Origin of the sequence: Gorillibacterium timonense, assembly GCF_001457415.1 — a bacterium.
GTDB lineage: Bacteria > Bacillota > Bacilli > Paenibacillales > NBRC-103111 > Gorillibacterium > Gorillibacterium timonense.
The window spans coordinates 288844-315843 of the sequence record NZ_LN881722.1; the positions used below are offsets into that span (position 1 = coordinate 288844).

A 27000-nucleotide genomic window follows, 5' to 3' on the forward strand; every position below is an offset into this window, starting at 1 on the left:
ACCGTTTATATCAATAGATGCATCCATGTGCCCTGATCTAAAAATGAATATCAAATAAACGATAAATATTACAATTACATTTAGAATCAAACTCATTTTTTAGATTAAAAAAGGCCTCCCATTTTGGCAAGGTATATTCATTAAATCCATGCCTCATCGTGACATCAATTAAACGTTTCTCAATTAAGCTAACTCCTGTCGGATAAGCGAGTGCATCACATAGCTGGATTAATTTATCGTAATCAGAATATTCAATGTTTTGTAAATAGTCGTTTATAAAGCTTGTTTCATCTTTCGTACAATCATTTTCCCCACTATAGGCATGAACTGATTTTAAGGGGAAAGAATGCGTTAAGCATATCCTAGCAGCGTCATCGTAACGCTGACCCTTCAAATAAAGATAGCCATCATAAATGTGCCTCATAGTCGTAATTCCTTCTCTTCGCCCAATATCATGTAATAAACCAAAAATATACGCAGCATCCGCATCAAGATTTTTGCATTGCTTTGAGATTGTACTTGCGCAATCTGCTACGAGTAACGAATGATTCTCCCAAGCTCCCGGGTTCCTTCTTACAGCATCATTAAACATTTCGTTTGCCTTATTTATCGTTGGAATATTCATAAGTATTTCTCCTTATATGGTTTGGGTGAAGTCCCGATTCGGAGACGGGTAGGACTCTGTTCGCTTTTATTCAAAAAAAGATCCATTTTGTGAAACAGTGGTGCGCAACATAAGTCCTTCTCTTGTTGTTATATAGAGGGAGCAGCAAACCAATCCTTCCGCTGACTGTTGCACACGCTGATTCCCTCTCCTTTTTCTCCATAGCAAGTAGGCCTTACTAGTTGTCCGAGTCCGTGCGAATCACGAAGAAGTAGGTATACGCTGTCTTTTTCCAAGTCGCCTCCACTTCGATCCCTCGATCATCATCCTTCTTAAAAAGAGAACTCAGCCCTGACCATTTGTGTGTTTGAACCTCAAAGGTATAGCGATTTCCGTCTTCCTGAAAAGGGATAGAGGTTGTGGTTCTCTCATCGTATAAGTAATGTCCATCCGGCCCTACCAAGCTATCCTTGCCCGTTATTCGGTCGGGGGGATTGTCACCGAAATCAAGCACGATCGTTTCGCTGGTTTTGATCGGTTCAATCGTGTAGGACGGGTCGAAAGCGAAAGAAAAAACGTCCTGACGAGATTCGTTTTTTTCGGAAGACACGGTTTTCTGAACCTGATAGCCGATGACTTTTTTTCCTGAGGTGATGGTTACTTCCATCTTCGGCTCGGGCTTGGAGCACCCACCGATAATGGCGAACACGATCGCCAGGAACAGGAACAGGAACGGGCTGTATCTTTTCTGCATGAATGAGCCCTCCGTGATCGATGTTACTATCGCTTCTTCTCACTCTATAGACACATGAAAGATGGAAAGGGTAGCACGGAAAACGAAATGAAAATGAAATGATTCCGATTACCTTTTATCAAGCTGAAAATTAGCGGCAGGGTGAATCGATGAACAATCTCGAGGAGGTGTCGGAAGTGAAAGGGAAGTTAGTTGCTTTATTAGTAGCCGCTCTTGTTGTTCCGGTATACTCGAGTGCGGCTCCAGCAGACATCGGCAGGCCGAAAAAAGAAGAATATCAACAGATCCAAGAATCCAAAATGATTCGTTACCTGTATGGTTTAAATCAGGATGATGATTATGTGAAGGGTGTTGTAAGGGAATACACCGCTAGCAATAAATTTGGTGCTGCATTGACGGACGCAGAAATCAGGGAACTTGAGAACCGGTTTGCGTATCAACGGGATCATAAACGCGCCGTGGTAGACTATTTAAATACTCTCGATTCCTATGCCTGGAGCTATTTTGATCAAAAACAAGGCGGGATCTATGTCATCGGATTAAAAGGAGAGGCTTATAAGAATAGGCAGCTTACCAAAACAATCAGGGATTTGTATGGAATGCCGAATCAGATTTCGATCCGAAAGGCTGCTTGTCGTGAGGCAGATTTAATTGAACTTTCGAATCGGATTTTCAGAGATCGCGATAAGCTGAAGGCTGCTGGTGTGATCGTAAAAAAGACGGAAGTCAATACTCCCAAGGAGAAGGTTGATGTTTACATGAGTCAGAACAGTATGGACGCGCAGAACTTGCTTCTCAGCCTTTATCCAAGAGATCGACTTGCCTTCTATGAAGCAGAGAATGAAATCGCATTAACGGCGAGAACGGATGTAGGGTCCCCGCTGGAAGGTGGGTTAATGATAACAAGATCTGCGACAAGCACAGAAGGGTATTGTTCATCCGGTTTTGTAGCAAAGCGAGGGAATTCGTACTATCTTCTTACAGCAGGGCATTGTACAGCAACAAATGACTTGATCTACCAAGGCGGTTGTTTGATTGGAATGACAGCTGGCTCTCATATAAGCGGCAATCCGGATACGGCTGCTATTCATATCCCTGCAGCATCGGCAAGTAAATATGTTTATGGTTCAAGCTCAAAGAGCGTATCTCTAACTTCTGCTGAAGCGGCTGGTGCTGCCCAAGTAGGTGACTCCGTTTGTATGGCCGGGGCAAGTTCAGGAGAAACATGCGGCTATGTGAAGAGTGTGTATGTAAATGATACGATTGGGACTGCTGATTACTATGGCGTAAGCTCAGCTTATTATACCTCTGCGGCAGGCGACAGCGGGGGGACGGTCTACGATGGTTCAATTTTAAAAGGAATACACTTCGGAAATGTGAGTGAAGGCAGTGGAGTTCCTATGGTCTCCTACTACTCGAAGGTAGCGGATATCCTCGCCTATTGGGGTTTAACCTTTTAGTACGCTTTCAACCTTCATCGTATGGGTACGAGTCGGCAATCGGTATAGGAAAACCATAGTTTTTGAGTTGGAAAGCGTACTAGTTGTACCCTGTCAGTTTGCTCCTATCTTTTCCTTTTCTCAATATAATCCGCAAAAAGATAGCCGAGCAGTGAGATAAATGCGACTGCATATAGATAAAACACAAAATTGACTAGGGTTTGGCGATTCAACTGGAAAAAGCTTAGGTAACTTACTTCGCTATTATCCCCTAATACTAATGAGAGTTGAGCCAATAGTGAAAAAAGGATGCTTATTACCATCAAAGATATAAAGCTATTGCGCCACCGATGCTCATCATTTATCCCGATCATTATCGCGATAAAAACAATGCAAACAAGTGTGAATAAAAAAATCACAAAATCCCTCCCATCAGCATTGCCTGTCATAATGGTGGTGTTTCAGCTAACCATCGAATAAATGGTTACAAGTAGAAAACGCGATTGGAACGAAAAAAGTAGCAGCATGAAACTCAAGAAAACAGAGTTAATTGCTAATTAAGCTTCCGTATAATGATGGCCATATATATAAAAAACCGCATCATCTACTCCTCTCTCTGCGGAGAGCAGATAATCACGGGATCTTCGAAGAATGACCTGGGGTGCCGAAATGATCAAGGGGGAGAGGCCGGAAGCTAACCGTGGCGCTGCAAGCAGAATGGGAACGGCATCAGCTTTCGATGATCATCAGCACTTCTGACAGGTTGACTGCCGTGGTTTTCTCTTTTCGAACAAAGACGAGCTCCTCATCTGTTGCGGAGACAACCGTTACGCGGTAGTACCCTTGGGGAGAAGCGAATAAGCTGTTGCTTTTAAGCCGTATGTTGCATCGGCATCCCACCCATAACCGGTGCGGAGACGCTTCACCCATCAGGTTCCCTGCAAAGTCGGAATCGAGCTCCGTGGACCCGTTTCCAGCGATGCCTGCCTCAGAGATGCTTTTGATATCGGAAATGCGGAGAATCCCCCGTTTGCCCTTTTCTCGAAACAGGAGATAATGACGGGTAACCGTCGCTACAGTCGCACGGTATACCCCTTGGTAAGCTTTGTCGTTCAGCAGGATGCTGACCGTCTTTCCGACAAAAGCTTGATAGGCGCTTGCCTCGACTTTCTGTAATTGAGGCTGGGGCTCCTCGACGGCTCCGTCTCTCAATAGGTAGTCCATACTGATCTGAAAATAGTCGCAAAGCAGCAGCGTCTTGTCGGTTTCCGGGTAGGCGAGACCCGATTCCCATTTGGACACCGCTTGCCGGGACACGCTGCAGATGTCCGCCACTTGCTCTTGGGTTAATCCGTTCTTGGACCGCAATTCTTGCAATTTCTCTGCAAAAGCCATGAGAAGTTCTCCTTCCGAAGCTGAGATGGAATCATGCTCTAACCGTAACCAGACAAGCGAAAAAGATCAACCAACTTGGCGTTGCATCATTAGCAACTTGCGGTTGCGCGACCGCATGATCCGGTTAAACCCTGCTATTGCGGCAGTCGCACTGTAAACCAAAAAGGAGCGGCCGCTCCTCGGTAGAAAGCCGAGAGGCGGCCGCTGCTTGTTTGCTCTTCTGTTTGACGGGGGTAGGACCGTTCGACAGAGTACTTATTCGGAATGGAGCTGACCGTCGGACGTACAAGCTTACGCCGTCACGCGTTCCTGCTTCCACGTTCCGTTGGCTTCGAGCGTATGCTCTTGACCGCCGACCAGGAGGGCGGCTGGGACACCCGTCTGATTGCTTATTTCGATGGTATCCGAGGTGACGTTCACCTTCAGCAGAGCGCCGCGGAAGACGACCTTGAAGGAGAAGGAGGTCCAGTGACCCGGAACGAACGGGTTCAGCACGAGCCGGTCGTCCTTCACGCGCAAGCCGCCGAAGCCGTGGACGACAGCCATCCAGGTGCCGGCCATGCTGGTGATGTGGCAGCCGTCCTCGGTGTCGTTGTTGTAATTGTCGAGGTCAAGGCGGGCCGTACGCAGGTACATCTCATACGCCTTCTCCTGGTAGCCGAGCTCGCAGGCGATGATGGCGTGGACGCAGGGAGACAGCGACGATTCATGCACGGTTAACGGCTCATAGAAATCGAAGTTGCGCTTCTTGGTCTCGAGATCGTAGCGATCTCCGAGGAAATAGAGCCCTTGCAGGACGTCGGCCTGCTTGATGTAGCAGGAACGCAGGATGCGGTCCCAAGACCACTTTTGGTTGATCGGGAGGTTCTCCGCTCCGAGCTCCTTCACGGGGATGAGCTCCTTGTCAAGGAAGCCGTCCTGCTGCAGGAAGATGCCGCGTTCTTCGTCCGACGGATAGTACATGCGGGCAATGATGTCTTGCCATTTGGCCGTTTCTTCTTCTGTCAGTTGGATGCGGTCCACGAGCTCGGTGTAGCGGCTCGGCTCCTGCTCCTTGAGATAAGCCAGCGCTTCCAGCGTGTATTCCATCGTCCATACAGCGATGCGGTTCGTGTACCAGTTGTTGTTGACGTTGTTCTCGTATTCGTTCGGGCCGGTGACGCCGAGCATCACATATTGACCTTTGTTTGCGGTAAAGTGAACCCGTTCTTCCCAGAAGCGGGAAATTTCCGCCAACACCTCCAGGCCGTATTGCCCGAGATACGCCTTATCTCCGGTATAATTCACATAATTATAGATGGCGTGAGCGATCGCTCCGTTGCGATGAATCTCTTCAAAGGTGATCTCCCATTCGTTGTGGCATTCTTCTCCGTTCATGGTGACCATCGGGTACAGAGCGCCTTTCTTGAAGCCGAGCTTGCGGGCGTTTTCCTTTGCCTTCTCCAGGTGCTTGTAGCGGTAGATCAGCAGGTTGCGGGAGATGGCCGGATCGTGGGTGCTCAAGTAGAAGGGAACGCAGTACGCTTCCGTGTCCCAATAGGTGCTGCCGCCGTATTTTTCCCCGGTGAAGCCCTTCGGTCCGATGTTGAGGCGGTCGTCTTCGCCGCTGTAGGTTTGATTCAATTGGAAAATGTTGAAGCGGATCGCCTGCTGGGCGGAAGGGTCGCCTTCGATGATGATGTCGCTCTCTTCCCAGGAATGAGCCCAAGCGTCGGTCTGCTCCTGCAAAAGAGCGGCGAAGCCAGCGATCTTGGCGTCCCCGGCAAGCTTCTCAGCGGTGGGCAGTAACTGGCCGAGGCCGTAGTTGCGCGAGGTCACATTCGCTACATATTTATAGAGGACGAGCTCTTCGCCTTGAGCGGCGTCTACCGTGAAGCTGTGGGCGACGAATTTCTCTCGTTCTTCTTGCTCGGGGGTCACGGAGACCGATTGACCGCCTTTGGTGACGGCGTAGGTCATGACGGAGGTCACGTGGAAGTCGAGCTTTTTCGTCTTGACGGTCAGGTGAGCCTTCGCTTCATCCGATCCCTTGCTCACTTCCAACCAGAACTTCTCGTCGTAGTTGGAGTCCTTGTTGGCCACATCGCCGTCGAGATAAGGGGTAAGCTTGACCTTGCCCGTGAAATTGAGCGGAGTGATCGAATAGCGGATCGCGCCGATCTCCTGGCGCTTCGCGCTTACGAAGCGGATCGCGTCGATCTGCACCTCCTTGCCGCCCTCCAGAGTGGCGGTAAAGCGGCGGGACAGGTAGCCTTCCTTCATGTGCAGGGTGCGGACAAAGTCGTGAACCTTCACCTTGTATAGGTCAAGCGGTTCGCCGTCGATTTCGACTCCGATGCCAATCCAGTTGGTCGAGTTGAGCACCTTGGCAAAGTATTCAGGATAGCCGTTCTTCCACCAGCCTACGCGGGTTTTGTCCGGGTAGTAGACGCCCGCCATGTAGCTGCCTTGGAGAGAGGCGCCGCTGTAGGCTTCTTCGAAATTGGCCCGTTGGCCCATATAGCCGTTGCCGATGCTGAAGATGCTTTCGGACAGCTCATGGGTGTGGGCATCGAAGCCCTCTTCGATAATCGACCACTCGTCGACGTGCAGGTATTGTTTCATTAGGGAAACTCCTTTGCGGTTTAGTGAAGGATCGGATGCATGCCGGATGAGGCGGAAAGCCGCGAACCGGAAGGAATTCATAGTCATGAAGTGAGTGAGTCATACGCTGTGGAGGTGTGAGGCATAGCCGCGAGGCAGGTCAGACGCGCATTCACGGCATGATGATGGATCAGGTAAGCTCAGCCAGACGTCCGACGGTCATCGCCCCGAGGGAGGGGACCACCAGATCGGCTTTGTTCAGAATGGTCGGCGAGCCGATACCCACGCTGCGCATTCCTCCGCGCCTTGCCGCTTCGATGCCGGCTTCGGCGTCCTCGAAGACAACGCACTCCGCAGGAGATACGCCGAGTGCTTCTGCGCCGAGTAGGAAAACCTCCGGATCAGGCTTGGCGGCCTGCGTCTTCGTCCCGTCGATAATGGCGTCGAAGTAAGGGGTGAGCCCGGTATTGGTTAGAATGATGCTGGAGTTCTTGCTTGCCGAGCCGAGCGCCACCTTAAGGCCGGCTTCTCTGCAGGCCTTCAAGAAGTCGAGTGCGCCGGGCAGAATCTCCGATTCGTCCATCCGGGAGATCATCTCCACGTACCAGCCGTTCTTCTTGGCGGCAAGTGCCTCCTTCTCATCGGGGGCGAGCGTCATACCGCCGATGGAAAGCAAAATATCGAGGGAAGCCATGCGGCTGACCCCCTTCAGTCTTTCGTTGTCTTCCTGGGTGAAAGGGAAGCCGAGTTCTTCGGCCAGCCTTCTCCAAGCGAGATAGTGGTATTTGGCGGTATCGACTAGGACGCCGTCCAAGTCGAACAAGCAGGCTTTCAGTGGCAGGGTCATATAGATCTCTCCTTTTGTTCATAGGCGATAAGCATCGGTAAGCATTTCATATGAGACGTTATGGAGATAACGGCAGATGCCGCAAGGAAGATTCCCGCACGATCAGCTGATGAGGAATGATCTGGCGAGCCGGAAACGGCAGGCTCTTCTCATCCGGGGCATGCCGAATGCGATAAACAAGCGTTTGCGCAGCGGCATAGCCCAGCTGATAGATGCCGATGTCCACGCTGGTTAAGGGAGGGTGGGACAAGGCGGCGGGCGGAATGTTGTTGAAGCTGACCAGACAGATATCTTCCGGGACGGAGTACTGCGCCTCCTTAAGTCCGCGCAGGATGCCGAGCGCCATCAAATCATCGGACACGACGAGCGCGGAAGGGCGATCCTGCAAGTCCATGAAAAAAGACATGGCCCGATAGCCGCTTTCCTGTAAGAAATCTCCTTCCACTATCCATTCTGGCCTCAACGCATATCCCGTATTCTCCAAAGCGGCGAGGTACCCTTTCAGACGATCTTGAGAGACGACCAGGTTTTGCGGACCGCTGACAAACCCGATGCGGGTATGTCCCATGGCAATCAGATGCATGACGGCGTCGTTTGCAGCTTTTACGTTGTCATTGTCGACCGTTAGGATCTCGGGGTGGCTTTCACTCTTGCCGATCAGCACGAAGGGATGGCTGCCGGAGCTCAGGAATTCGATGACCTGATCATCCTTGCGCGAATAGAGCAGGATCGCCCCGTCTGCGCGTTTGCCTTCAAGCAGGCGGGACAGCGTGTCGATTTCTTTGCGCTCTGTCGGTTCTGCCGTCAGCAGCACATCGTAGCCGGAGCGGCTTGCCTGGGTGACAATCCCTCGGATCAATTCCGGAAAGAACATATTGGTGAACAGCTCCTCGGCCGGCTTCGGGAGAACGACACAGATGGTGTTCGATTCCCTGGAGGCGAGGCTCTTCGCCAAAGAGTTTGGGGTATATCCCAGATCCTCCATGATGGTTCTTACCCGTTTGGAGGTCTCTTCGCTGATCCGGGAAGATTTGGACAGAACCCGGGATACCGTTGAGGGGGAGACGCCGGCCAGCCGGGCGACATCTTTGATCGTTGCCGACATGAAAACTTGAAGCCTCCTAGTGAAACCGTTTGCGCTACAGAGACATCTTAATGCAATTTTTTGCCCTTGTAAATAGAAAGTGAACCGAAAATGAGGGCGAAAAGTTATGAGTAATGACAAAGAAGGTGTTTAGAAAGCGGATACAATTCGTTTTTGGGGGTTTTTTGAGGATGATACGAGTAAGGAAAGAGAGATGAAAGGAAAAATGCAGCTCCTCTTTTGTGCAAACTAGTTTCGCAAATATGAAAAGTCGGGCAAAAATCCTCCTGATAACAGCGCTTACTTCGCAAAAATGGAGCGGATTTATCGTGAAAAATATGAGCGAAACGCAAAATAAATAAGCGGTTTGCGCAAATTTGCAGGATTTAACTATCGGAATGGGAGTGTGAAACGATTATCATCGGTCCGAAAGAAATGCATTCACCCCGATTCGCGATTGTGCTATAGTCTATTCAACTTGCCGAAAGGAGTACGATTGTGCGTCCCATTTGGTTCGGTATCGGCGCGTCCTTTCTCTTCGCGTCCTCGTTCATTCTCAACCGTTCGATGGAGCTGTCCGGCGGAAGCTGGCTATGGAGCGCTTCCCTCAGGTATCTCTTCATGCTCCCCCTGCTGCTGCTCCTCGTGGCCGGTCGAAAGAACATGCTTCCTCTGCTTCAGGAGATGAAGCGGAATCCTCGGGCATGGCTCTTGTGGAGCACAATAGGCTTCGGTCTCTTCTATGCGCCGCTCTGCTTCGCTGCCGCTTACAGCCCCGGCTGGCTCACGGCAGCGACCTGGCAGATCACCATCGTCTCCGGGACGCTGCTCGTTCCGTTCTTCTATGAAACGCTGGCTACTCCGGAGGGGCCTAGGAAAGTACGAAGGAAGCTTCCGAGGATGCCTCTCGCCTTGTCGGGGCTTATTCTCATCGGCATAGCTTTGATGCAAGCGGAACATGCTGGGGCGTTGACCCTGCGCGAATCGCTGTTCGGGGTCATTCCTGTTCTGGTCGCTTCCGTTGCCTATCCGCTTGGAAACCGGAAGATGATGGAGCACTGCGGCGGAAGACTGGATGCTTTTCAGCGGGTGCTGGGGATGACCGTCGCCAGCCTGCCGGTGTGGCTCGCACTCGCGGCTTACGGCTGGATATCGGCGGGACCGCCCTCTATCGGACAAGTGGGCGGTTCCTTGACGGTCGCGGTGTGCTCCGGAGTCATCGCCACACTCTTGTTCTTCCATGCCACCGATCTGGCGCAGGGAAGCATGCAGCAGCTCGCCGGGGTGGAGGCGACCCAGTCGATGGAGGTGCTGTTCGTGGTTGTGGTGGAGCTGCTATTGGGCAGTCCGCTTCCGACGGCTGTATCGTGGATCGGCATGCTGCTGGTTATGCTGGGGATGGTGCTGCAGAGCTATGCGACGAGTCTATCGTCCGGCCATTTGCAAGCGTCGGGGCAGCGGACGGCAAGCCGGCGTGCAGCAGGCAGGGAGCGCGGATAAGCGCCCTTGCGGTGGCAAACGGATGGAGAATGGATCGGAGCAGCGACTTAAAAGCTTGGCTTCTTGGAGCAAAAAAAGGAACCGCATGATCCCCGACTGCCTGAGGGGAAATGCGGTTCCTTTTCTATTGCGGAAGCAAGTTCTAGTCTCGTTCCTTGTTCAGGAAGAAGATGGCGAGCGTCCCGGGGCCGGAGTGTGCCCCAACGGATGCACCGACTGTGCTGATGAGCACCTCGGGGGTTCCGAAGGCTTCTCGGATCATGGAGGCGACTTGCTCGGCGGCTTCCAAATCATCTCCGTGGCTGATGCCGATGGTTTGTTTGTCCAGCGCAACGCCACGCTCCCGGATGATTTCGACCATGCGCTGAAGCGCCTTCTTGCGTCCGCGGACCTTTTCGATCGGGATCAGCTTGCCGTCCTCGACATCCAGAATCGGCTTGATCTGAAGGATGCCTCCGATGAAAGCGGCAATCGGGCTGACCCGTCCGCCACGGAGCAGGTATTTCAGATCGTCGACTGTAAAGATATGCTCCATATGGCGGGCGTAAAAAGCCGCGGCTTCCACAAGCTCGGCCATGCCTTTGCCCTGTGCGGCGAGTTCTGCCGTCTTCAGCACGACCATGCCTTCGCCAAAAGAGGCGCATTTCGTATCGAGAACCTCAAGCTCGAAATCGGGGTATTGCTCCAACAGGTCATTCTTGACCATAACGCCGGTTTGGTAAGTTCCCGACAGAGCGGATGAAAAAGCCAAATACAAGCAGCTTTGCCCTTGTTCGGCGTAGGAACTCAGACGGCTGTACAAGGTCTGATAGGAGATTTGGGAAGTCTTGTAGGCGGTGCCTTGGCGCATGCCGCGGAACATGTCGGCGGGGTCCAGGGTGACATTGTCCTCGTACTCTTTATCGCCGTCGATTACCATCAGCGGTACGACCTCAATCCCGTGGCGCTGAACGAGTTCCTTCGGCAGATCTGCGGCGCTGTCCGTAAAAATTTTTATCGTCATCTCTTAACTCCTTTTGCCCGAAATATGCATCGGGGGATCCGCAAGCTTGTGCTTCCATCATACCACTACTTCCCGTGCTGTGAAAATTCAGGATTTACAAGAAATCAAGGATTTTTGCCAATCGGGCGAATTAGGCGCAGGGACATTGAGTTCGATTTTGCCGATATGGTATCCTAAAAAGAGAGGAACGGCAGAGCATACGGAAGGGGGATGGCCCATGACAATTCGAAAAAACGGGATTCGAGCGGTCGCAAGCCTGCTGATCGTCGTCTTCTTCCTGTTCACGTATCCGACGCCTCCCATTCCGAAGCGTTCCGAGCCGGCCCCATCCAGCAATGGAATGGTTCAGGGGGAGAACCCCGTTTGGTCATCGGCGGCCCGTCAAGCTCCTCTGGGCTCAGGCAAGCATACCGCTCTCCTGAAATCGCTTGCGGCACTGTTATTTGTCTGCGCGATTTCCATCCGGTATCCGCTCGCTCCGACCTCCATTCGGTTATCGACCCTTCCCTCGGTCGCTCATGCGAGAAGGAGAGCCCTCCTATTGCCGCTTCAATTCTCCTCCAGGTACGTGTAATTCTTCGGCGTCAGGTAGAGACAGGGAAATCTGTTGTTTGTGAGATACTCCGGTCCCATTACCTGCCAAGGAGGAATGCCTCATGCACGACGAATCGGTCCTGGCCCCTTCCACCGCATTGTGGAACGAGGCGGCCGACTTCACCTTGTTCGGATACCCCGTCCACTGGGATTCTGTGATCCATGTGCTGGTCGCGTTTGGGCTCGTTTTCTTCGCCGTGTTCTATCTGGCGCAAGGATCACGTTCCATACGTAAGCTATCGGTGCGGAGCGCCTGGCCCCGAATGCTGCGCGCGATGCTGGAACAGGAGCTCGACCGTGAGATCGGTTACCGGCAGACGCCGGGCGTCCGCAAGGAGGATGAAAATACACTGATCTGTTATGTTTCCCGAACGGAAGAGACCGAGGTTATCCGCCTGATCCGGGAAATGGATGAGCATGCGGTCATCACCGTCGAATCCTCCGGCTTGCCCTCGCGAGCAAGAGGCGGGCGCGGTTGAAGGATTCTTGATGAACTTATATAGGTGTGAAGGAGCGCGGAAGCCGGGAGCTCGATGCCGGTTTCCGCGCTCTTTTTGCGCTTATCCGAAACGGGCCTCATTCGCTGAACGTACATAAGAGGAAGACAATGGAAGAACGGTATTCTTGTACGGCAAAAGAAAAGCGCCGGTTAGCCGCGGCGCTTAGGTTTCGAGTTCTATACCTATAAGAGTGATGATGCCGTAGGAGTCCGAGTGATGCGGGGCTAAAGCTTGAGTTCCTTCTTCAACTGGCTGATCCGCGCTTGGCTGATTCCGAGCTGTGCGGCGAGGTCCTTCTGACTGGCTCCCGGATGATCCGCAAAGGCCTGCTTTAAGCGTTCGAGCATTTCCGAAGTTTTGCCGCGCTTGCGGCCTGGCGGCTCGGTATCTCGGCGGACAGGCTCCGGCTTGTACAGAACGGCGGCTTGGCCGGTCTTCAGCTCCTCCAGACAAGTCGAACAGATAAACTGCTCATGGTAATACGTGACCGTATCGAGTCTGCGGCAAAAGGCGCATTCCGTGGACTTGTACTTTCTCATAACGATGGTGTTATCGTCTGTAATAAAAAACTCCAAGGGGTCCCCGATCTCGATATTTCGCGTCATGCGAATTTCGGTCGGGATGACGATTCGGCCCAAGCTGTCTAAATTGCGGACCATTCCGGTGTTTTTCATACGGCTCCCTCACTCGCGGCATAGTGAATTTCATACTTAACTATAACAGATTTTAAAAGAGAATCGTACTGGATAACGGTCAAAAATGGAAAATAATCCGCGATTTTAGCCGTTTTTCGCGATCGCAGGCGATATTAAATCCAGTGGTTCCAGATAATTGAATTTCAGTGTAGAGGGAGTGAAGAGCAGGGCATTCGCTGGTTTGGGGAACCGGATTCGTGCGGTATAATGAAAAGAAAATGAAAGCATGGAAATGCGTGAAGGAGCGGACAAGGTGGAGGCTAAATATGTTCGGGAGACCCGATGCTACAAGATTTCAAGAGTGTTCCCCTTTGATGTAAACAATCATTATACGTTATTCGGCGGCAAGCTGATGTCCTATATCGACGATATCGCTTCGATCTCGGCGGCTAAGCTGTGCCGGGCGACGACGGTTACGGCATCGACCGATTCCGTTGACTTTCTCTATCCGATCCGCATGACGGATTCCGTAGCGCTTGAGTCTTATGTGACCTGGACGGGGCGCAGCTCGATGGAGGTCTTCGTGAAGGTGGTGACGGAGGATTTGAAGACAGGGGAGAGGCGGATTGCGGCGACTTCGTTCTTGACCTTCGTTGCCTTGGACGACGATGGCAAACCTGTCGCAGTCCCTCACGTGATCCCGGAGTCGGCTGAGGAGCATCTGCTGTTCGAGGGCGCCGAGCAGCGGGCCGAAGCGCGGAAGCGGCGGCGCTCGGAGAGCAAACGCTTTGCCGATCACCTCAGCACTGCTTCTCCGTGGGAGTGAAGGCTGAGCGGATCACCTCAGCGCCGCTTATTCGTTAGAGTGAAGGCTGAGCCGACGATCTCAGCACCGCTTCTCCGTGGGAGTAGAAGCGATGCCGACGATCATCCGAGCATCGCTTCTCGATAAGTGTGAAGGGTTTTGCCAGTCTCCTCGGCATCTTTTCCCCTGGAAGGGAGAAGAGGGCTGGAACGCTTGACTGGCCATCTGATGGGAGTAAGGGAGAAGGTTGTGTGGGCAGACGGAGAGTGGGGATTCTGCTGATGGTCTTGCTGCTGGCATTCGGAGGGAGCGCCGCACGCGTATGGGCGGCGGCTATTCCGGAGCAGCAGGGGCTGGTCACGGACACGGCGGGTTTGTATTCGGAAGAAGAACGAGTAAAGATCGAGGGAGCCGCAAAGGGGGATTCCTATACCTTCTATGTGCTTACGGTGGAGAGCCTGGAGGGAGTGGAAGCTAACGAGTATGCGCAGGGGGTTTACCGCAGCTGGGGGCTTAGCCGCAACGATATCCTGCTCCTCATCTCACTCGGCAACCGCCGCGTCGAGATGAATTTCAACAATCCCACGTTGCTGACGGAGCTTGACCAACGGTTTGGCCGCGGCAACGGCTCTATCTCCGAGCTGACTACGGAGTACTTCAATCCCTCTGCAAAGCAAGGAGATTATGCGGGGGCGACGCTTGCGGTTATCGGTGAGGTGCACCGGATCGCCGAAGCCTCAAGTGTGGAGCCCGGCGGGAATGGCGCACCGGAGCGAACATCTAAGCCGGATACCGCGGTTGTCCCCGCACCGGAGACAACGTCCAATCCGGATTCAGTCGTAGCCCCTGTACCCGAGCGGACGGCACGTCCCGCCGATTCGACGCCCTTTCCGGGCTATACCGTCCGGGCGGCGGAGGAGAGCCATTCGCCTCTACTTCCGCTGCTTCTGCTTGCGGGCGGCGCGGCATTCATCGCCGCGCTTGTCTGGATTGGATACGGCCTTCTCCTGAAGCGAAGGATGAAGCGGCAGGTCGAGGAAGCCCGTGAGCTGCTCATCGGCGTCTCCCGGAGCGGCGAGAAGCTGAAGCCCTTTCTCGGCCTTGTGCAGGGAAGCACGGAGCAGCTGGTGACGCGCCTCGATCGCGAGCTGTCTGCGTTAGCCGTGGAGGCAAGCGCGTTTGGTTCCGAGCTGGCGGAAGCCTCCGTCTCCCTGTTCAAGCTGGGCGAACTGAACCGCCGCTTGTTGGAGGGGAGCGCTCGGCTGTTGGAGCTGAATAGCCGGTTCCGCTCGGTCGAGAAGGAAGTGGCCGGGCTGATCGAGGTGGACAAGACGGTCAAGGGCGAAGTCAAACAGCTGCAGGAGCGGCTTGACTCCGCTGCAGCTCGCGTGGAGGAGCTTAAGGCGCGCCATGGTTACCCGCTCGGTCATTTGGCGGATGAATTGGCGCATATTGCGGCGGACATCGCCAAGGCGGCGGATCTCTCCATCTTTGATCCGCTCGAGGCGGCCAAGCTGGCAAATCGAACGGAGAACGAGCTCGCATCCAAGGAGAAGGATGCGGAGGATTTCCCGGTCCTCCTGGAGGCGCACCGCAGCTTCCCGGACCGGGCGGCAGGAGCCCGGTCGGAAGTGGACACGCTCATCCGAGAGAATGGGCTCAAGTTGCCGCACACCGATCCCTTCGGCACCCTGAGCCGGGCGGCGAATCAAGTTGCTCCACTCATCGCCGCTCTGCAGGCGGGGCAGGTGGAAGCGGCCCGAACGATCTCCGGCGAGATGGACCATCTGCTGGCTGAAGCCGTGGAGATGACCAAGCGGCAAGCTTACTTAAAGGGAAAGAATGCCGCCGATATCCGGATCGCCGAAGAACGGATCTCCCGCATTCATGCGGAGGAGGGGAGCCGCAGGTCCGAGCGCGCCCGCGTGACGGCCGCTTATGCTCGGATCCACTGGACCCCCTTGGAAGAAGGCTATGAGAGGGCGGAACGGCTTGCTGCCGAGACGGAGCGGACACTGCCCGATATTCGTGTGCTGACGGACGAGGAGCATCAGGAGTATGACAAGGCGCGGAGCCTGCTCGACGAGGGACTTGCTCGGCTTGACGAATGCGAGCGTCTGCTCGCCGACAATGTTCGCGCGGGGGCCGAGCTTGACCGTCTGCTTGCCCAGTCGAAGGAGCGGCTCGCGGAATACGGAGCCGTGTATGAACGGGGAATCCGGCGGATCAAGGCGGAGGACCTGCGGTTTCATTCCGGCTACGGGGCCGATCAGGTGGGAGAGCGGATCGAAGCTCTCCGAAATCGACTCGGCGGCCTGCTGGCGAACGCGCCTTACGAGTTGAACGAAATCGGTCAACTGCTCGATCAGCTGCAGGCGGAGACGGGTCACTACACCGATATGGTGCAGGAGGTTGCCCTGCAGAAGGAGAATGCCGAGCGTCAACTGCTTGATCTGGAACGGCGTTATCGGGCTGCGAACGGTCGGATGGGCTCCTCCCGGTATGCGGGACTGTCCTCGAACGATTATTCTTCCCGCATGGGCGATATCGCCAGCCTGCTAGCCGCCGGCTATTACGCCAGAGCGCTGGAGGAATCGAGCGGGCTCGAATCGGCGATCCACCAGATCGAGCTGGCGATCGAGGAGGCGAGACGCGAGGAAGAAGAGCGGCAGTCCGCCGCCTCCTCTATTTCCGCAAACGATTCTTCCTGGAACTCCTCGTCCTTCGACAGCAACTCCTCAGGAGGCTCTTCTTGGGACTCTGGTTCTTCAAGTGGCAGTGACAATTCCTCCGGCGGCTCCAATTGGTGAAGGCTGGAGAGCGTGATTTGTCAATACTTGAAATGTCGCCCTGCTGTCGATATAATGCCTAAGGGTCGTTTCTCCGCATGCCGTTCCCGGATCGGAGAAACTATATAGTCAGGAAAACGGTGGATGGAGCTCTGCGCTTCGTCCGCCTTTGCTTTCCGGAGAGCCGCTTGCCGGCTCTTCTTTCCATCATGAGGAGGAATCACGTTGGGTTCGACAGAAGAAGCTACAGAGAAGCCGTTATTGGAAGCAACACCGATTTACCGATGCAAGGATGCCGGATGCAAGGCTTGGGTGCGCGAAGAGTATTTGCCTGAAGACAAAGCATGTCCGCTCTGCAAGGGGCCGATGCTGAAGAGCATCAAGCATTTGCCGCCGACGGGCAAGCCGAAGAAGAAGGCCAAGGCGACAGCGAAAACCTCCCGATGACACTGCCCTGCGGATAAGGACAAGCACGGGGCCAGTCCCCTTGCCGATCCGCCGACCGAAATCCTTTGAATACATGCAGACCTGGCCAAGCCGGCCGCTGCCAGAAACCTCCCGAGCTTGTTTCGGGAGGTTTTTGTATAGGGGGAGTAGAGGATTTTATCCCTCTTTTATTGAAATGTGAACCTGCCGGGTGCACGGGCCCGCCTCTATAATGAAGACAGCAACGAACCCGTTGCCATTACAGGTCTAGGAGGGTCACAAAGAATGAAGAAAAAGTTGTCACTGCTTCTCGTTTCGGTTATGGCGCTCTCATCGCTCGCCGCCGGCTGTGGAAGCAAGGATGCAGCGGAGTCCGCAAGTCCTTCCTCATCTCAAGCTCCGGCTGCGACAGAATCCGCTTCTCCCTCACCGGAACCCACGAAAGCGGCAGAGCCGTTCAAGGTTTCCCTGCGGCACATCCAAATCGGGGATGCGCAGAAGAACCGCAAGAAAATTCTCGACGACGTGGTCGCCAAAACCGAAGCCGAAATTCCCGGCCTGAAATTCGAGCTGGACGGCGTGGAAGACAACACCAACCGGTTCACCAAGCTGCCCGCCGAAATGGCGGCCGGCAACCCTCCCAAGATCATGGACCTGTTCGGCGGCGAAGGGGACGCTTTGAAATACGGCAAAGCCGGACGTCTCCTGGATCTTGCGCCTGTACTCGAAGAGATCGGCATCAAGCAGGATCAATTCGTCAACCTGAACCAATTCAAAGACGGCGACAAGCTGTACGGCCTGCCGCTTGGAGGAAGCTCCGAAGGCTTCTACTATAACAAGGACTTGTTCGCCAAGTTCAATATCGCCGAGCCACAAACCCTAGAGGATCTGGAAAAGGCTGCGGAAACCTTAAAGGCCAACAAGATCACGCCGTTTGCCATGGGCTCCAAGGGCGCGTGGGTGCCGCTGATGCTCGTCAATACGCTGATGGGGCGCTACGCCGGACCGGAGATCGTGAAGGAGCTGGCAGACGGATCGAAGAAGTGGACCGATCCGACGGTGGTCGCCGCCTTTACGAAATATAAGGAATGGGTAGACAAGGGCTACTTTACCAAAGGCGAGCTCGGTCTCGAATACGGCCAAATGCTCGACCAGTTTGTCACCGGCAAGGCTGGCATGATGTTCGACGGAAGCTGGCGGTCCTCGGTCTTTAAAGACAAGGAGCTGTCCAAGGACCTTTTTGAGAAGGCGGGTTACTTCGCATTGCCCGCTGTACCGAACGGCGTAGGCGACCAAAAAGCGATCAACGCCAACTATTCCAACGGCTACGGCTTCTCGGCTGATCTGAACGAGAATGAGCTGGCTGCCGTGAAGGCCTTTATCAAGAACCTGTACAACGAAGAAATGCAGCTGCGCGGGCTGCTGGAAGACGGCGTTCTGCCTTCCATGAAGCTGTCGGCGGATGCCAAAGCGAAGGTGACGGATCCGATCGTGACCACGGTCATGTCGCAGTTCGACGCGACGACCAACGCCTTCTCGCACTTCGATTCTACCGTCAAGACGGAAGTGTACCAGGAAGCCGAGAAGCAAATCGGCAAGCTGATCGCGGGACAGACGACCCCTGAGAAGATGGGCGCTGCGGTTCAAGCCATCGCCGACAAAGCCGCCGCCAAATAAACGGAGCCACCAATCCGCAATCTTCGGATGAAGAAGGCGCTGCCCGCCCGGTGTGGGCGGCGCCTTTTCTTCTTCTAATTTCTACGACTACCGGGCCGGACGGCGTCATTCGCGTGGGGAAGCCTGCGAATGAGTCGGATCGTTCCTCCCGGGCAGGGAGCTGGGTGAGAACAGATGTCGAAGGATACCTTGAAAAACCCGTTTATTTACCTCATGTTCGTTGTGCCGACGATCGCCTTGTACGTTCTCTTTTTCATCTATCCAATGGGCAGTTCCGCTTTCTATGCCTTCACGGATTGGAGCGGCCTCGACTCCACGAAGTTTATCGGGCTGCATAATTTCCGTGAGGCGTTCGGAGATGTCGATTTTCGCCATTCGATTCTAAACAACCTGTGGTTTATCGTCTTCTCCGTCTTCATCCAGGTGCCGATGATCATTTTCTTCGCCCTATTGATCGGCAATGTGAAGCGCCTGCAGGGCTTTTACAAGACGACGGTCTTCATGCCCTCCATTCTCTCCACCTCGGTCATTGGGATTCTGTGGAGCTTCATCTACGAGCCGGAGGTCGGGTTTCTCAATACCTTCCTGGGCAAGCTCGGCATTGAGCCGATCTATTGGCTGTCCGATCCGAAGTGGGCGATGGTGTCCATTCTGATCACGAATGCCTGGCAGTGGATGGGCTTCTATATCGTGCTCGTGCTGGCGGCGATTCTCGCCATTCCGAAGGAAATCAACGAGGCGGCAGCCATCGACGGCGCCAATGCCTTTCAGCAGGCCGTGCGCATCACCGTTCCGCTCATCCGGCCGATCATCTCCGTCGTCGTCATGCTGTCCATCGCCGGAGCGATGCGCGTCGTGGATATTGTGCTCGTCATGACGGACGGCGGGCCAGTCGGATCAACGGAGGTCATGGCCTCGTATATGGTGCACAAGTCGATCAAGATCGGACAGTTCGGCTACGGCACCGCCATCTCGCTCATCATCTTCGCTTTTGCCATGATCCTGACGACCCTCTATCAGCTGACGTTCGGAAGAAACACGGAAAGGATTGAATACTGATGCCGATCGCACTCAAGAAAATCCTTCCGCACGCTGTGCTCATGCTCTATGTGCTCATCGTCCTGATTCCGTTCGCCTTCATCGTCCTGTCCTCGTTCAAGGGAGGCAATGTCGAGATTGCCTCCCGACCCTTCGCGCTTCCGGAACATTGGGTATTCGAGAACTACCGCGAGGCGTGGGTGAAGGCGAAGATCAACGTCTACTTTTTCAACAGCTTGTACATCTCGCTCGTCTCCTCGGTCGTCGGAGTCCTGCTGGCAGCCGGGACAGCCTTTGCTCTCACCCGGATGAAGTTCATCCGAACGAGCAAATGGATCTACCAGTTTGTTCTGATCGGCATGCTCATTCCGGGCAACGTGCTCTTCATCGCCCAATACATCCTGGTAATGAAGATGGGAATCCTGAACACCCATTGGGCGCTGCTTCTTCCCTATACGGCGGGGGCGCTTCCCTTAAGCGTCCTGCTCATCGCGGCCTTCATGCGCAACATTCCGTTTGAGCTGGAGGAAGCCGCCATCATGGATGGATTGAGCGCTGCCGGCTTGTTTGCTAGAATAGTACTACCGCTTACCGTTCCGGCGCTTGTGACGGTCTTTATCATCAACTACCTCGGCAACTGGAATGAATACCTGCTCGCGAACTTCTTCCTCAGCAAGGAAGCGCTGAAGACTCTCCCTACCGGGATGGTCGGTTTCCGGGACGCGTTCCAGACCGATTATGCCTTGATCTGCACCGGGATCGTGTACAGTGTGACGCCGGTATTGATTCTGTACGCCTTCCTGCAGGAGAAGATCATCGAGGGTCTCACTGCGGGGAGCGTCAAGGGCTAGTACGCGTTCCTATGGCATCTTGATTTTAACAAGTGGTGGAGCCATCCCTTAACCGGAATAACCGGGCTGTATGAATCAGGATTCGTCAAATAGGAAAGGAAGAGAAGCAGAATGAGGATGACGCTGAGAGCCAAGCTGTTTACAGCTTTCTTCACCCTCATCCTCCTGCCTCTCTTCCTTTTTGGCATAGCGGCGTACTCCTTTCTCTCGGATATCCTGCAGGAGAAGTACACGCGCCAGGCCGAAATCACGCTCCGGGCGCTTTATCAGAGCGTGGATTTTATTTTCCAGGAAATGAACAAGGTGACGGACAGCACGATCGCGAGCAATGCCATCCAGGAGGTTCTGCGCAAGCCCGGAGCGAATGTCACGGATATCGATTACTTGAAGCTGAATGAGGTTCAGCGGAACTTCCGCGATCTGCTGGTCAATCACCCCTCGGTAAGCTATGCGTTTGTGTACACGATGGAGGGCGGGACGATCATTCCCTTTTACCAGAAGGACCGGTTCGTTGCCTTGCCCTTTGACGTCTTCAAAAAGGAAACGCTCTACTCCGAGGTGCTCGCCCGAGATGGAAAGCCGAAATGGGTCGGCCCCTTCGAATATCCGCAGCTGACCGGAACGGACCCGGTCTTCACCCAGGTTCGAGTCGTCAAGGACATCATCACGCTGAGCGACAAGGGCGTGCTCGTCGTCCAGATGAAGAATTCTGCGCTCGAGGATCTCTTTCGGTATTTCACCTACAAGCAGGAGACGTACCAGACCCGATTCTTCATTGTGAATCGCACGGGGCTGATTCTGTTCGACAGCTCCTTTCAGAGCGAGGGTCTCTTCCTGCGGGAATACACGAAGGATTTGCCGGAGGTGAAGACGGGGACGCAGAGCAAGCGGCAGATGTTCCAGGATGTGGACAGCATCGTCTCCAGCATCCGGCTGGACAACGAAGGCTGGCAGCTCGTCTCCGTGACTCCCTGGAGCTCGTTGTCGAAGGAGATTAACCTCTATACGAAATGGGTGGGCCTCATCATCGTCGCCTGCCTGCTGTCCGCCTTCGTCTTCCTGCTGTTCTTCGTCAATCGCATCACCCGTACGATCTCGCGCATCTCCCGGACGATGCGCCGCGTGGAGGACGGAGAGCTGGACGTGAGGGTGCGGGAGAGCGGCAGCGACGAATTGAATCTGCTCGCGCGCAGCTTGAACAGCATGATCGCCCGCATCCAGGAGCTGCTCGGGAGTGTGAAGAAGGAGCAGGAGCAGAAGACCCAGGCGGAGATGCGGGTGCTGGAGGCGCAGATCAAGCCGCATTTCCTCTTCAACACGCTGGAGTCGATCAATGTGCTGGCCGTGCAGAACGAGGGGCGCAAGGTGAGCCAGATGGTGCTCCGGCTGGCGAGCATCCTCCGAATCAGCATCCACGGCAACAGCATCATCCCGCTTCGGCAGGAGATCGAGCACCTGCGCAGCTACCTGGAGATCCAGCGCTTCCGCTTCGAGGACCTGTTCGATTATGAAATCGAAGTTCCTGAGGAGCTGCTGGATTGTCCCGTGCAGAAGCTCACCCTGCAGCCGCTGGTCGAAAATTGCATTCAGCATGGCTTCGACGGGCTGGCCCGCAAGGGGCTGATCCGCGTGACGGCGGAACGGGCAGGCGGGCGGCTCGTGCTCACCGTCGAGGACAATGGCATCGGGATGACGCCCGGCCAGCTGGCGGCGTTCCACTACCTGGATTCTGAGGAGAGAGCCGCCGGGAGTGCCGGAGCCCGCGGAACGCCGGAGGAATCGGGCCGCAGGGCGTCGGAGGCGGGGCTAACGCTGACAGGAGCAGAGCAATCGCCGAACGGAGCCGGGTGGCCCGCACGAAGGAACGGGAGAGAAGGCGGAGCAGCCGGTTCAGCGGGGAACGAGCCGGAGCGGAGAGGACTCGGACTGCGTAGCGTCGCGGACCGGATCCGCATTCAGTTTGGAAGCCGATACGGGCTGTTTATCTGCTCGGAGGCTGGAGTCGGGACTGTCATCAAATGCGTTCTACCATTAGCGGAACCGGGTGATCCGAATGAAATTGAAAGCCATGCTGGTTGACGACGAAATGCCGATTCTGAACAACCTGAAGAAGGTGCTGCCTTGGGAACGAATGGGGCTGGAGGTAGTCGCTTTGGCCCGCAACGGTCAGGAGGCGCTCATGGCGGTGAAGGAGCACCGGCCGGATGTGATCCTCTGCGATATTCGCATGCCGGTGATGGACGGCCTCGTCTTTCTGGAGGAAGTTCGCAAGGTGGACGCAGCCTGCGAGATTCTGATGCTTACCGGCTATCAGGAATTTGAATACGCGCGGACGGCCATGCAGTATGGAGTGAAGGATTACATCCTCAAGCCGATCGATTACGAGCAACTGGAGGCTAAGGTTGGGCAGGTGGCCGAAAGCATTCGCACGCGCCGCGCTGAAGACATCAAGAAGGAGCGCAAATGGGGAAAAGCGGCGGGTCTCGCCTATGAGAAAATTTTGCGTGATGTGGTGATGGGCTTCCCGTCCGTCAATGCACGGAACTTCCTGGTCGACGAGGGGGTGAGAGTCGACGAGCTGGCCTATACGGTTCTGTTGGTCGATATCGACGGTTATTCCCTGCACTCGGTAAAATGGACTGATAATGAGCGGAGGCTGTGGAACTTCGCGGTGGGCAACGTCCTTCAGGACGCACTCACTCCGCTGAGGCTTCCGTATCGGGTGCTGCAGATCCGCGAAGGCGAGTGGCTCATCCTGGTGGAACGCCAGGTGGGGGATACGGAGGCGTCGGATGAAGCGATGGCGTGCTGGCTCGCCGCTCTCCAGGAGGCGGTCCGGGACAACGTCAAGCTGAGCGTGAGCGTCGGCATGCATCCCGAGCCGGTTAAGTTTGCCGAGCTGGCTTCGACTTATCAGACCATGCAGCGCATGCTGCTGATCAATTCAGGCAACAGCAAGGTGCTTGCCGTTACCGATGAGGTCCTGCGGATGGCGGACAGCAGCCGTTCGCTGTGGAAGACCATGGAGGAGATGATCTCCGGGCTCCGCAAGCAGGACCGGGCACGCATCACAGGCGCGCTGGAGAGCTTGAGGCGGGATATCGCCGCCGAGCCGAACGAAGCGGCTGTCGCCAAAGCGGAGACGGTGCTGCATTACCTGATCGTGCATCTGCTTCGCGAGATGCGCGAGATGGACATGGTGACGCCGCAGGACGAGGATGAGCTCTGGACGAAGCTGCAGCACAGCCTTGGCATCAAGGACATCATGGACGCGGTCGTGCATCTCGTGGACCGCTCGCTTGCCTCGGCGCTTGGGAAGAAGACGAGCGAGCTGCTCATGCTGAACGCCAAGGACTACATTCACCGCAACCTGGCATCCGATATCGGGGTGGAGGAGGTCGCCGGACATCTCGGCATCAGCAGCAGCTATTTCAGCCTGCTGTTCAAGAGCCATTTCGGAGAGACCTTCGTCGAATATGTGACCCGCCAGCGCATGGAACTGGCCAAGTCGATGCTGCTCATGACCGACAAGAGCGTGACGAAAATCGGAGCCTTGGTCGGGTACGCAGAGCGACGCTACTTCACCAAAGTGTTCGTGAAGCACACGGGGCTCACTCCATCGGAATTTCGCGGAGCGCGAGGGGAGCCGCAGGCCGGGATTCCTTGATGATCTTGGCGAGGCGAGAGGGATCGCCGATTTGTGGGTTGACAACGCGCGAGTACGTAAGTAGCATTGGCGACAATGGAGACAACTAAGAAACTTCCCCTAGCGGGATTCGGAGGGTGATGGGCATGCGGAATTGGAAAAAGTGGACCTTGGAGCAAAAGGTAGGACAACTATTTATGGCCGGCTTTGACGGTCTGACTCCGACAGACGGGATTCTGGACTTGATCCGCGAGAATTCTCTCGGCGGCGTCATCTACTTCCGCCGCAACATCGGCGATCCGGAGCAGGTCGCCCGGCTGTCCCAGACGCTTCAAGAGAAGAACGCGGAAGCGGGAGACGCGCCGCTCTTTATCGCCATCGACCAGGAGGGCGGGATGGTGTCGCGGATCGACCGCGACGTCACGCTCATTCCGGGTGCGATGGCACTCGGGGCGGCGGGCAGCGCCGAGCTCGCCTATCAGACGGCGAAGATCAGCGGGCGGGAGCTGCGGCTTCTCGGCATCAACGTGAACTTCGCCCCGAGCCTCGACGTGAACAATAATCCGCTCAATCCCGTCATCGGGGTCCGCTCTTACGGCGAGGACCCGGCTTTCGTCGGCGAGCTGGGAACGGCCGCAGTGCGCGGCTACCAGGAAGCCGGAGTCGCCGCCACCGTGAAGCATTTTCCCGGCCATGGGGACACGGAGTTCGACTCCCATTATGGGCTGCCGCTGATCGCCCATGACGCCGAGCGGCTGGAGCGCGTCGAGCTCGCTCCGTTCCGCCGGGCGATCGCCGAAGGAACGGACGCGGTGATGACCGCGCATGTGATCTTCCCCGCCTTCGAGCCGGAGTCTCTGCCCGGGACGCTGTCGCCGAATGTCGTGACAGGGCTCCTGCGCAGCAAGCTCGGCTATGACGGAGTCGTCTTCTCCGACTGTATGGAGATGCACGCCATTTCCCGCCATTTCGGCGTGGCGGAGGGAGCCGTGCTCGCGGTGGAAGCGGGAGTCGACGTCGTGCTGGTCAGCCATACGCTGGAGGAGCAGCGCGCGGCCATCGGCGCGGTCATCGCGGCGGTGCGAGGGGGCCGCATCTCCGAGGCGCGCATCGACGAGTCCGTGGAGCGCATCCTCGCGCTCAAGGAGCAGCGCGGCATGGATCGTACGGCCTCGGAGCCGGGAGCGCTGAGCGGGCAGCTCGGCCGTGCGGAGGACTGGCGGACGGTGCGTGAAGCCAGCGAGCAGAGCATCACGCTGGTGAAGGACACCGCCGGGAACCTGCCGCTTCGCCGCGACGAGCCGACGCTGGTCGTCTGGGCTGAGCCGCGGGAAGCGACGCAGGTGGTCGAGATCATTGAGCAGGAGGCTACGCTGGGGGCCGCCTTGCGGCCGTATCTGGCCGAGGTGCGGGAACTGCGTATCGGCCTCGATCCGGGCGAGGCTGCCGTTCGTGAGCTTCTTGAAGCGACAGCCGGGTATTCCCAGGTGGTCGTGGCCACCCACAATCCGGTGTCTCGCCTTCCGGAAGGCCAAGTGCGGCTCGTGCAGCAGTTGGCCGAGCGGTCCGGGTTGAGGCTTGTTGTCGCTTCGACACGGAATCCCTATGATTTGAACGAGTTCCCGGCGATTCCGACCTATCTGGCAGCTTACGAGAACCGTCCGCAAGCGATGACTTCGCTCGCCCGCGTGCTCGCGGGTGAAATTCCGGCTCGCGGCAAGCTGCCGGTGACGATTTCGGCGGCAGCGGCGGAATAAACCAGCAGCGTCTGCCGCTTCAGCTCTGGCTTCGGCTTCAGTAGCACATTCGGCAGCGCATTCGGCAAATCGTCGCCTCTAGACATTTAAGCTAAAAAGCCTCACCCCCAAACGGCCAAAAGTTGAAGCCGATTCGGGAGTGAGGCTCTTTTTATTCCGAGAAGAATTGATCCTGCAGCAGCTGCTTTAATTCGGGAACGCTTGCTATGCGATCCTTGGGCCAATCAATTTGCTCGAAATAATCCTTCAGAATATTTCCGCAAAACAGATGGAGAGACAAGCCGCCAATGAGCGCATCCAAGAACCGTTCTCGATCCTCCTTGCCGATATAAGCCGAGACCAACTCCTTGTCGCACAGAAACAGCTCGAACACAAGGGCAGGCAGCTCATAGCATGCCGGAGCCAAGCGGCTGTCCGCAAAATCAATCAGCGTCACGGAGCCGTCCGAGCCAATGATGAGATTATCCCGCGTGATATCACCGTGGACCACGACGGGCTTGCTTAAATCCTGCTCCTCCGCAACGAGCGAAAGCCCGTGAATCAAAGCTGGATTTAGTCCCTCCATGCGCTTCAGCCGAGTGCTTTGATCGCTAAGATCGAGAAGGGGGAGCGGGTCTGGGCCCGGTCGGTTAAGCTTTGTGAGGATCTCCTTGATTCGCTCGGCAAACTCCATCTTAACGGACGCCGGAGACGCCAGCAGCTCGTCGATGGACTGAACGGCGGGGATGTACTCCATGATGAGATACCGGAAAAGGTAACGATCCCGGGTCTCGCCGTATCCGATGAGCTTGGGCACGGATATTCCGTGATCCATAGCGAATTTCATCACGGAGAGCTCGGTGTGATAATCGTCCTTCGTATCGATGGAGGCTTCCATAGGAGCGAATAGCTTGATGACCCAATCATCCGCCCGGAACACGGCGTTCGTGCCGGGAGTAAGCTTCTGAAGCGGGCTCTTGATCGACAAGCCTTCTTTGAGAAAGATGGCGTGGGCCAGAGGGGAGAAGGCTTCGACCGAATCGAAAACCTTGCACCAGGAATCCCAGCCATTCAGTGTTTTCATAAATAACATG

The 27000-nt window shown here is 55.4% G+C and carries 22 protein-coding genes; 13 read left to right on the forward strand and 9 right to left on the reverse strand.

Annotated features, from left to right (window positions below; translation table 11 throughout):
* Nucleotides 1-37 precede the first annotated feature (37 nt).
* Together BN2684_RS05830 and BN2684_RS05835 are read right to left on the reverse strand one after the other, a co-directional pair.
* Nucleotides 38-625 carry an HD domain-containing protein gene (locus tag BN2684_RS05830; protein WP_058301228.1) on the reverse strand — a complete coding sequence of 196 codons (588 nt, stop codon included), beginning with the start codon at nt 623-625 and terminating at the stop codon, nt 38-40.
* A gap of 217 nt (nt 626-842) precedes the next feature.
* Nucleotides 843-1358, reverse strand: coding sequence for a hypothetical protein (locus BN2684_RS05835; protein WP_058301229.1), 516 nt, complete (start codon nt 1356-1358; stop codon nt 843-845).
* 176 nt (nt 1359-1534) lie between these two features.
* On the opposite strand from BN2684_RS05835, the gene BN2684_RS05840 reads away from it, so the two are divergent.
* On the forward strand, nt 1535-2818 hold the full coding sequence (locus tag BN2684_RS05840) for a S1 family peptidase (protein ID WP_058301230.1): 1284 nt from the start codon (nt 1535-1537) through the stop codon (nt 2816-2818).
* A 708-nt stretch (nt 2819-3526) separates the two neighbouring features.
* Here the strand turns inward: BN2684_RS05840 and BN2684_RS05850 are convergent.
* From BN2684_RS05850 to BN2684_RS05865, 4 genes are all read right to left on the reverse strand, one after another.
* Nucleotides 3527-4192: a helix-turn-helix domain-containing protein gene (locus tag BN2684_RS05850; RefSeq protein ID WP_058301232.1), complete on the reverse strand. Its 666-nt coding sequence runs from the start codon at nt 4190-4192 to the stop codon at nt 3527-3529.
* Nucleotides 4193-4483: 291 nt separating this feature from the next.
* The gene (locus BN2684_RS05855; protein ID WP_058301233.1) at nt 4484-6796 is read right to left on the reverse strand and encodes a glycoside hydrolase family 65 protein; all 2313 of its coding nucleotides are present in this window, start codon (nt 6794-6796) and stop codon (nt 4484-4486) included.
* Between the two features lie 169 nt (nt 6797-6965).
* Complete coding sequence (gene pgmB / locus BN2684_RS05860) at nt 6966-7622, reverse strand: beta-phosphoglucomutase (RefSeq protein ID WP_058301234.1); 657 nt, start codon at nt 7620-7622, stop codon at nt 6966-6968.
* Between the two features lie 58 nt (nt 7623-7680).
* Nucleotides 7681-8727, reverse strand: a complete 1047-nt coding sequence (locus BN2684_RS05865; protein ID WP_058301235.1) for a LacI family DNA-binding transcriptional regulator — start codon at nt 8725-8727, stop codon at nt 7681-7683.
* 477 nt (nt 8728-9204) lie between these two features.
* Between BN2684_RS05865 and BN2684_RS05870 the strand changes: the two genes are divergently transcribed.
* On the forward strand, nt 9205-10206 hold the full coding sequence (locus BN2684_RS05870; RefSeq protein WP_058301236.1) for a DMT family transporter: 1002 nt from the start codon (nt 9205-9207) through the stop codon (nt 10204-10206).
* Between the two features lie 142 nt (nt 10207-10348).
* On the opposite strand, the gene BN2684_RS05875 is transcribed toward BN2684_RS05870, so the two are convergent.
* The gene (locus BN2684_RS05875) at nt 10349-11209 is read right to left on the reverse strand and encodes a DegV family protein (RefSeq protein ID WP_058301237.1); all 861 of its coding nucleotides are present in this window, start codon (nt 11207-11209) and stop codon (nt 10349-10351) included.
* Between the two features lie 217 nt (nt 11210-11426).
* Between BN2684_RS05875 and BN2684_RS05880 the strand changes: the two genes are divergently transcribed.
* Nucleotides 11427-11783, forward strand: a complete 357-nt coding sequence (locus BN2684_RS05880; RefSeq protein WP_058301238.1) for a hypothetical protein — start codon at nt 11427-11429, stop codon at nt 11781-11783.
* An 82-nt stretch (nt 11784-11865) separates the two neighbouring features.
* Nucleotides 11866-12282, forward strand: a complete 417-nt coding sequence (locus BN2684_RS05885) for a DUF2179 domain-containing protein (protein ID WP_058301239.1) — start codon at nt 11866-11868, stop codon at nt 12280-12282.
* Nucleotides 12283-12527: 245 nt separating this feature from the next.
* On the opposite strand, the gene BN2684_RS05890 is transcribed toward BN2684_RS05885, so the two are convergent.
* Nucleotides 12528-12977 carry an AbrB/MazE/SpoVT family DNA-binding domain-containing protein gene (locus BN2684_RS05890; protein ID WP_058301240.1) on the reverse strand — a complete coding sequence of 150 codons (450 nt, stop codon included), beginning with the start codon at nt 12975-12977 and terminating at the stop codon, nt 12528-12530.
* A gap of 274 nt (nt 12978-13251) precedes the next feature.
* Between BN2684_RS05890 and BN2684_RS05895 the strand changes: the two genes are divergently transcribed.
* The 9 genes from BN2684_RS05895 to nagZ all read left to right on the forward strand — a co-directional run bounded on the left by BN2684_RS05895 (nt 13252) and on the right by nagZ (nt 25927).
* Nucleotides 13252-13764 carry an acyl-CoA thioesterase gene (locus BN2684_RS05895; RefSeq protein ID WP_058301586.1) on the forward strand — a complete coding sequence of 171 codons (513 nt, stop codon included), beginning with the start codon at nt 13252-13254 and terminating at the stop codon, nt 13762-13764.
* 230 nt (nt 13765-13994) lie between these two features.
* Nucleotides 13995-16553, forward strand: coding sequence for a TPM domain-containing protein (locus BN2684_RS05900; protein WP_058301241.1), 2559 nt, complete (start codon nt 13995-13997; stop codon nt 16551-16553).
* 204 nt (nt 16554-16757) lie between these two features.
* Nucleotides 16758-16979 (forward strand): cold-inducible protein YdjO-related protein, encoded by a 222-nt coding sequence (locus tag BN2684_RS05905; protein ID WP_058301242.1) that lies wholly within the window; start codon nt 16758-16760, stop codon nt 16977-16979.
* A gap of 264 nt (nt 16980-17243) precedes the next feature.
* Nucleotides 17244-18635: an ABC transporter substrate-binding protein gene (locus BN2684_RS05910; protein ID WP_058301243.1), complete on the forward strand. Its 1392-nt coding sequence runs from the start codon at nt 17244-17246 to the stop codon at nt 18633-18635.
* Nucleotides 18636-18809: 174 nt separating this feature from the next.
* A complete protein-coding gene (locus tag BN2684_RS05915; protein ID WP_058301244.1) occupies nt 18810-19694 on the forward strand; it encodes a carbohydrate ABC transporter permease in 885 nt (294 codons plus the stop codon).
* Complete coding sequence (locus tag BN2684_RS05920) at nt 19694-20524, forward strand: carbohydrate ABC transporter permease (RefSeq protein ID WP_058301245.1); 831 nt, start codon at nt 19694-19696, stop codon at nt 20522-20524. Before BN2684_RS05915 ends, BN2684_RS05920 begins: the two co-directional genes overlap by 1 nt.
* Nucleotides 20525-20635: 111 nt before the next feature.
* Entirely contained in the window at nt 20636-22603 is a 1968-nt protein-coding gene (locus BN2684_RS05925; protein ID WP_058301246.1) for a cache domain-containing sensor histidine kinase, read from the forward strand.
* Nucleotides 22578-24191 carry a response regulator transcription factor gene (locus BN2684_RS05930; RefSeq protein ID WP_058301247.1) on the forward strand — a complete coding sequence of 538 codons (1614 nt, stop codon included), beginning with the start codon at nt 22578-22580 and terminating at the stop codon, nt 24189-24191. The genes BN2684_RS05925 and BN2684_RS05930 overlap by 26 nt, the downstream gene beginning before the upstream one ends.
* A gap of 125 nt (nt 24192-24316) precedes the next feature.
* Nucleotides 24317-25927 carry a beta-N-acetylhexosaminidase gene (gene nagZ, locus BN2684_RS05935; RefSeq protein WP_058301248.1) on the forward strand — a complete coding sequence of 537 codons (1611 nt, stop codon included), beginning with the start codon at nt 24317-24319 and terminating at the stop codon, nt 25925-25927.
* Between the two features lie 151 nt (nt 25928-26078).
* Here the strand turns inward: nagZ and BN2684_RS05940 are convergent, their stop codons facing one another.
* Nucleotides 26079-26999, reverse strand: a complete 921-nt coding sequence (locus tag BN2684_RS05940; protein WP_058301249.1) for a phosphotransferase family protein — start codon at nt 26997-26999, stop codon at nt 26079-26081.
* Between the last annotated feature and the right edge of the window lies 1 nt (nt 27000).

Excerpts from the sequence above, each read along its gene's own strand:
- BN2684_RS05920 (WP_058301245.1), top strand. The coding sequence starts at position 19,694 with ATGCCGATCGCACTCAAGAAAATCCTTCCGCACGCTGTGCTCATGCTC.
- BN2684_RS05830 (WP_058301228.1), bottom strand. The coding sequence starts at position 625 with ATGAATATTCCAACGATAAATAAGGCAAACGAAATGTTTAATGATGCT.
- BN2684_RS05850 (WP_058301232.1), bottom strand. The coding sequence starts at position 4,192 with ATGGCTTTTGCAGAGAAATTGCAAGAATTGCGGTCCAAGAACGGATTA.
- BN2684_RS05880 (WP_058301238.1), top strand. The coding sequence starts at position 11,427 with ATGACAATTCGAAAAAACGGGATTCGAGCGGTCGCAAGCCTGCTGATC.
- BN2684_RS05865 (WP_058301235.1), bottom strand. The coding sequence starts at position 8,727 with ATGTCGGCAACGATCAAAGATGTCGCCCGGCTGGCCGGCGTCTCCCCC.
- BN2684_RS05885 (WP_058301239.1), top strand. The coding sequence starts at position 11,866 with ATGCACGACGAATCGGTCCTGGCCCCTTCCACCGCATTGTGGAACGAG.
- BN2684_RS05925 (WP_058301246.1), top strand. The coding sequence starts at position 20,636 with ATGAGGATGACGCTGAGAGCCAAGCTGTTTACAGCTTTCTTCACCCTC.
- BN2684_RS05915 (WP_058301244.1), top strand. The coding sequence starts at position 18,810 with ATGTCGAAGGATACCTTGAAAAACCCGTTTATTTACCTCATGTTCGTT.
- BN2684_RS05890 (WP_058301240.1), bottom strand. The coding sequence starts at position 12,977 with ATGAAAAACACCGGAATGGTCCGCAATTTAGACAGCTTGGGCCGAATC.
- BN2684_RS05910 (WP_058301243.1), top strand. The coding sequence starts at position 17,244 with ATGAAGAAAAAGTTGTCACTGCTTCTCGTTTCGGTTATGGCGCTCTCA.
- BN2684_RS05855 (WP_058301233.1), bottom strand. The coding sequence starts at position 6,796 with ATGAAACAATACCTGCACGTCGACGAGTGGTCGATTATCGAAGAGGGC.
- BN2684_RS05930 (WP_058301247.1), top strand. The coding sequence starts at position 22,578 with ATGAAATTGAAAGCCATGCTGGTTGACGACGAAATGCCGATTCTGAAC.
- BN2684_RS05875 (WP_058301237.1), bottom strand. The coding sequence starts at position 11,209 with ATGACGATAAAAATTTTTACGGACAGCGCCGCAGATCTGCCGAAGGAA.
- BN2684_RS05835 (WP_058301229.1), bottom strand. The coding sequence starts at position 1,358 with ATGCAGAAAAGATACAGCCCGTTCCTGTTCCTGTTCCTGGCGATCGTG.
- BN2684_RS05940 (WP_058301249.1), bottom strand. The coding sequence starts at position 26,999 with ATGTTATTTATGAAAACACTGAATGGCTGGGATTCCTGGTGCAAGGTT.
- pgmB (WP_058301234.1), bottom strand. The coding sequence starts at position 7,622 with ATGACCCTGCCACTGAAAGCCTGCTTGTTCGACTTGGACGGCGTCCTA.
- nagZ (WP_058301248.1), top strand. The coding sequence starts at position 24,317 with ATGCGGAATTGGAAAAAGTGGACCTTGGAGCAAAAGGTAGGACAACTA.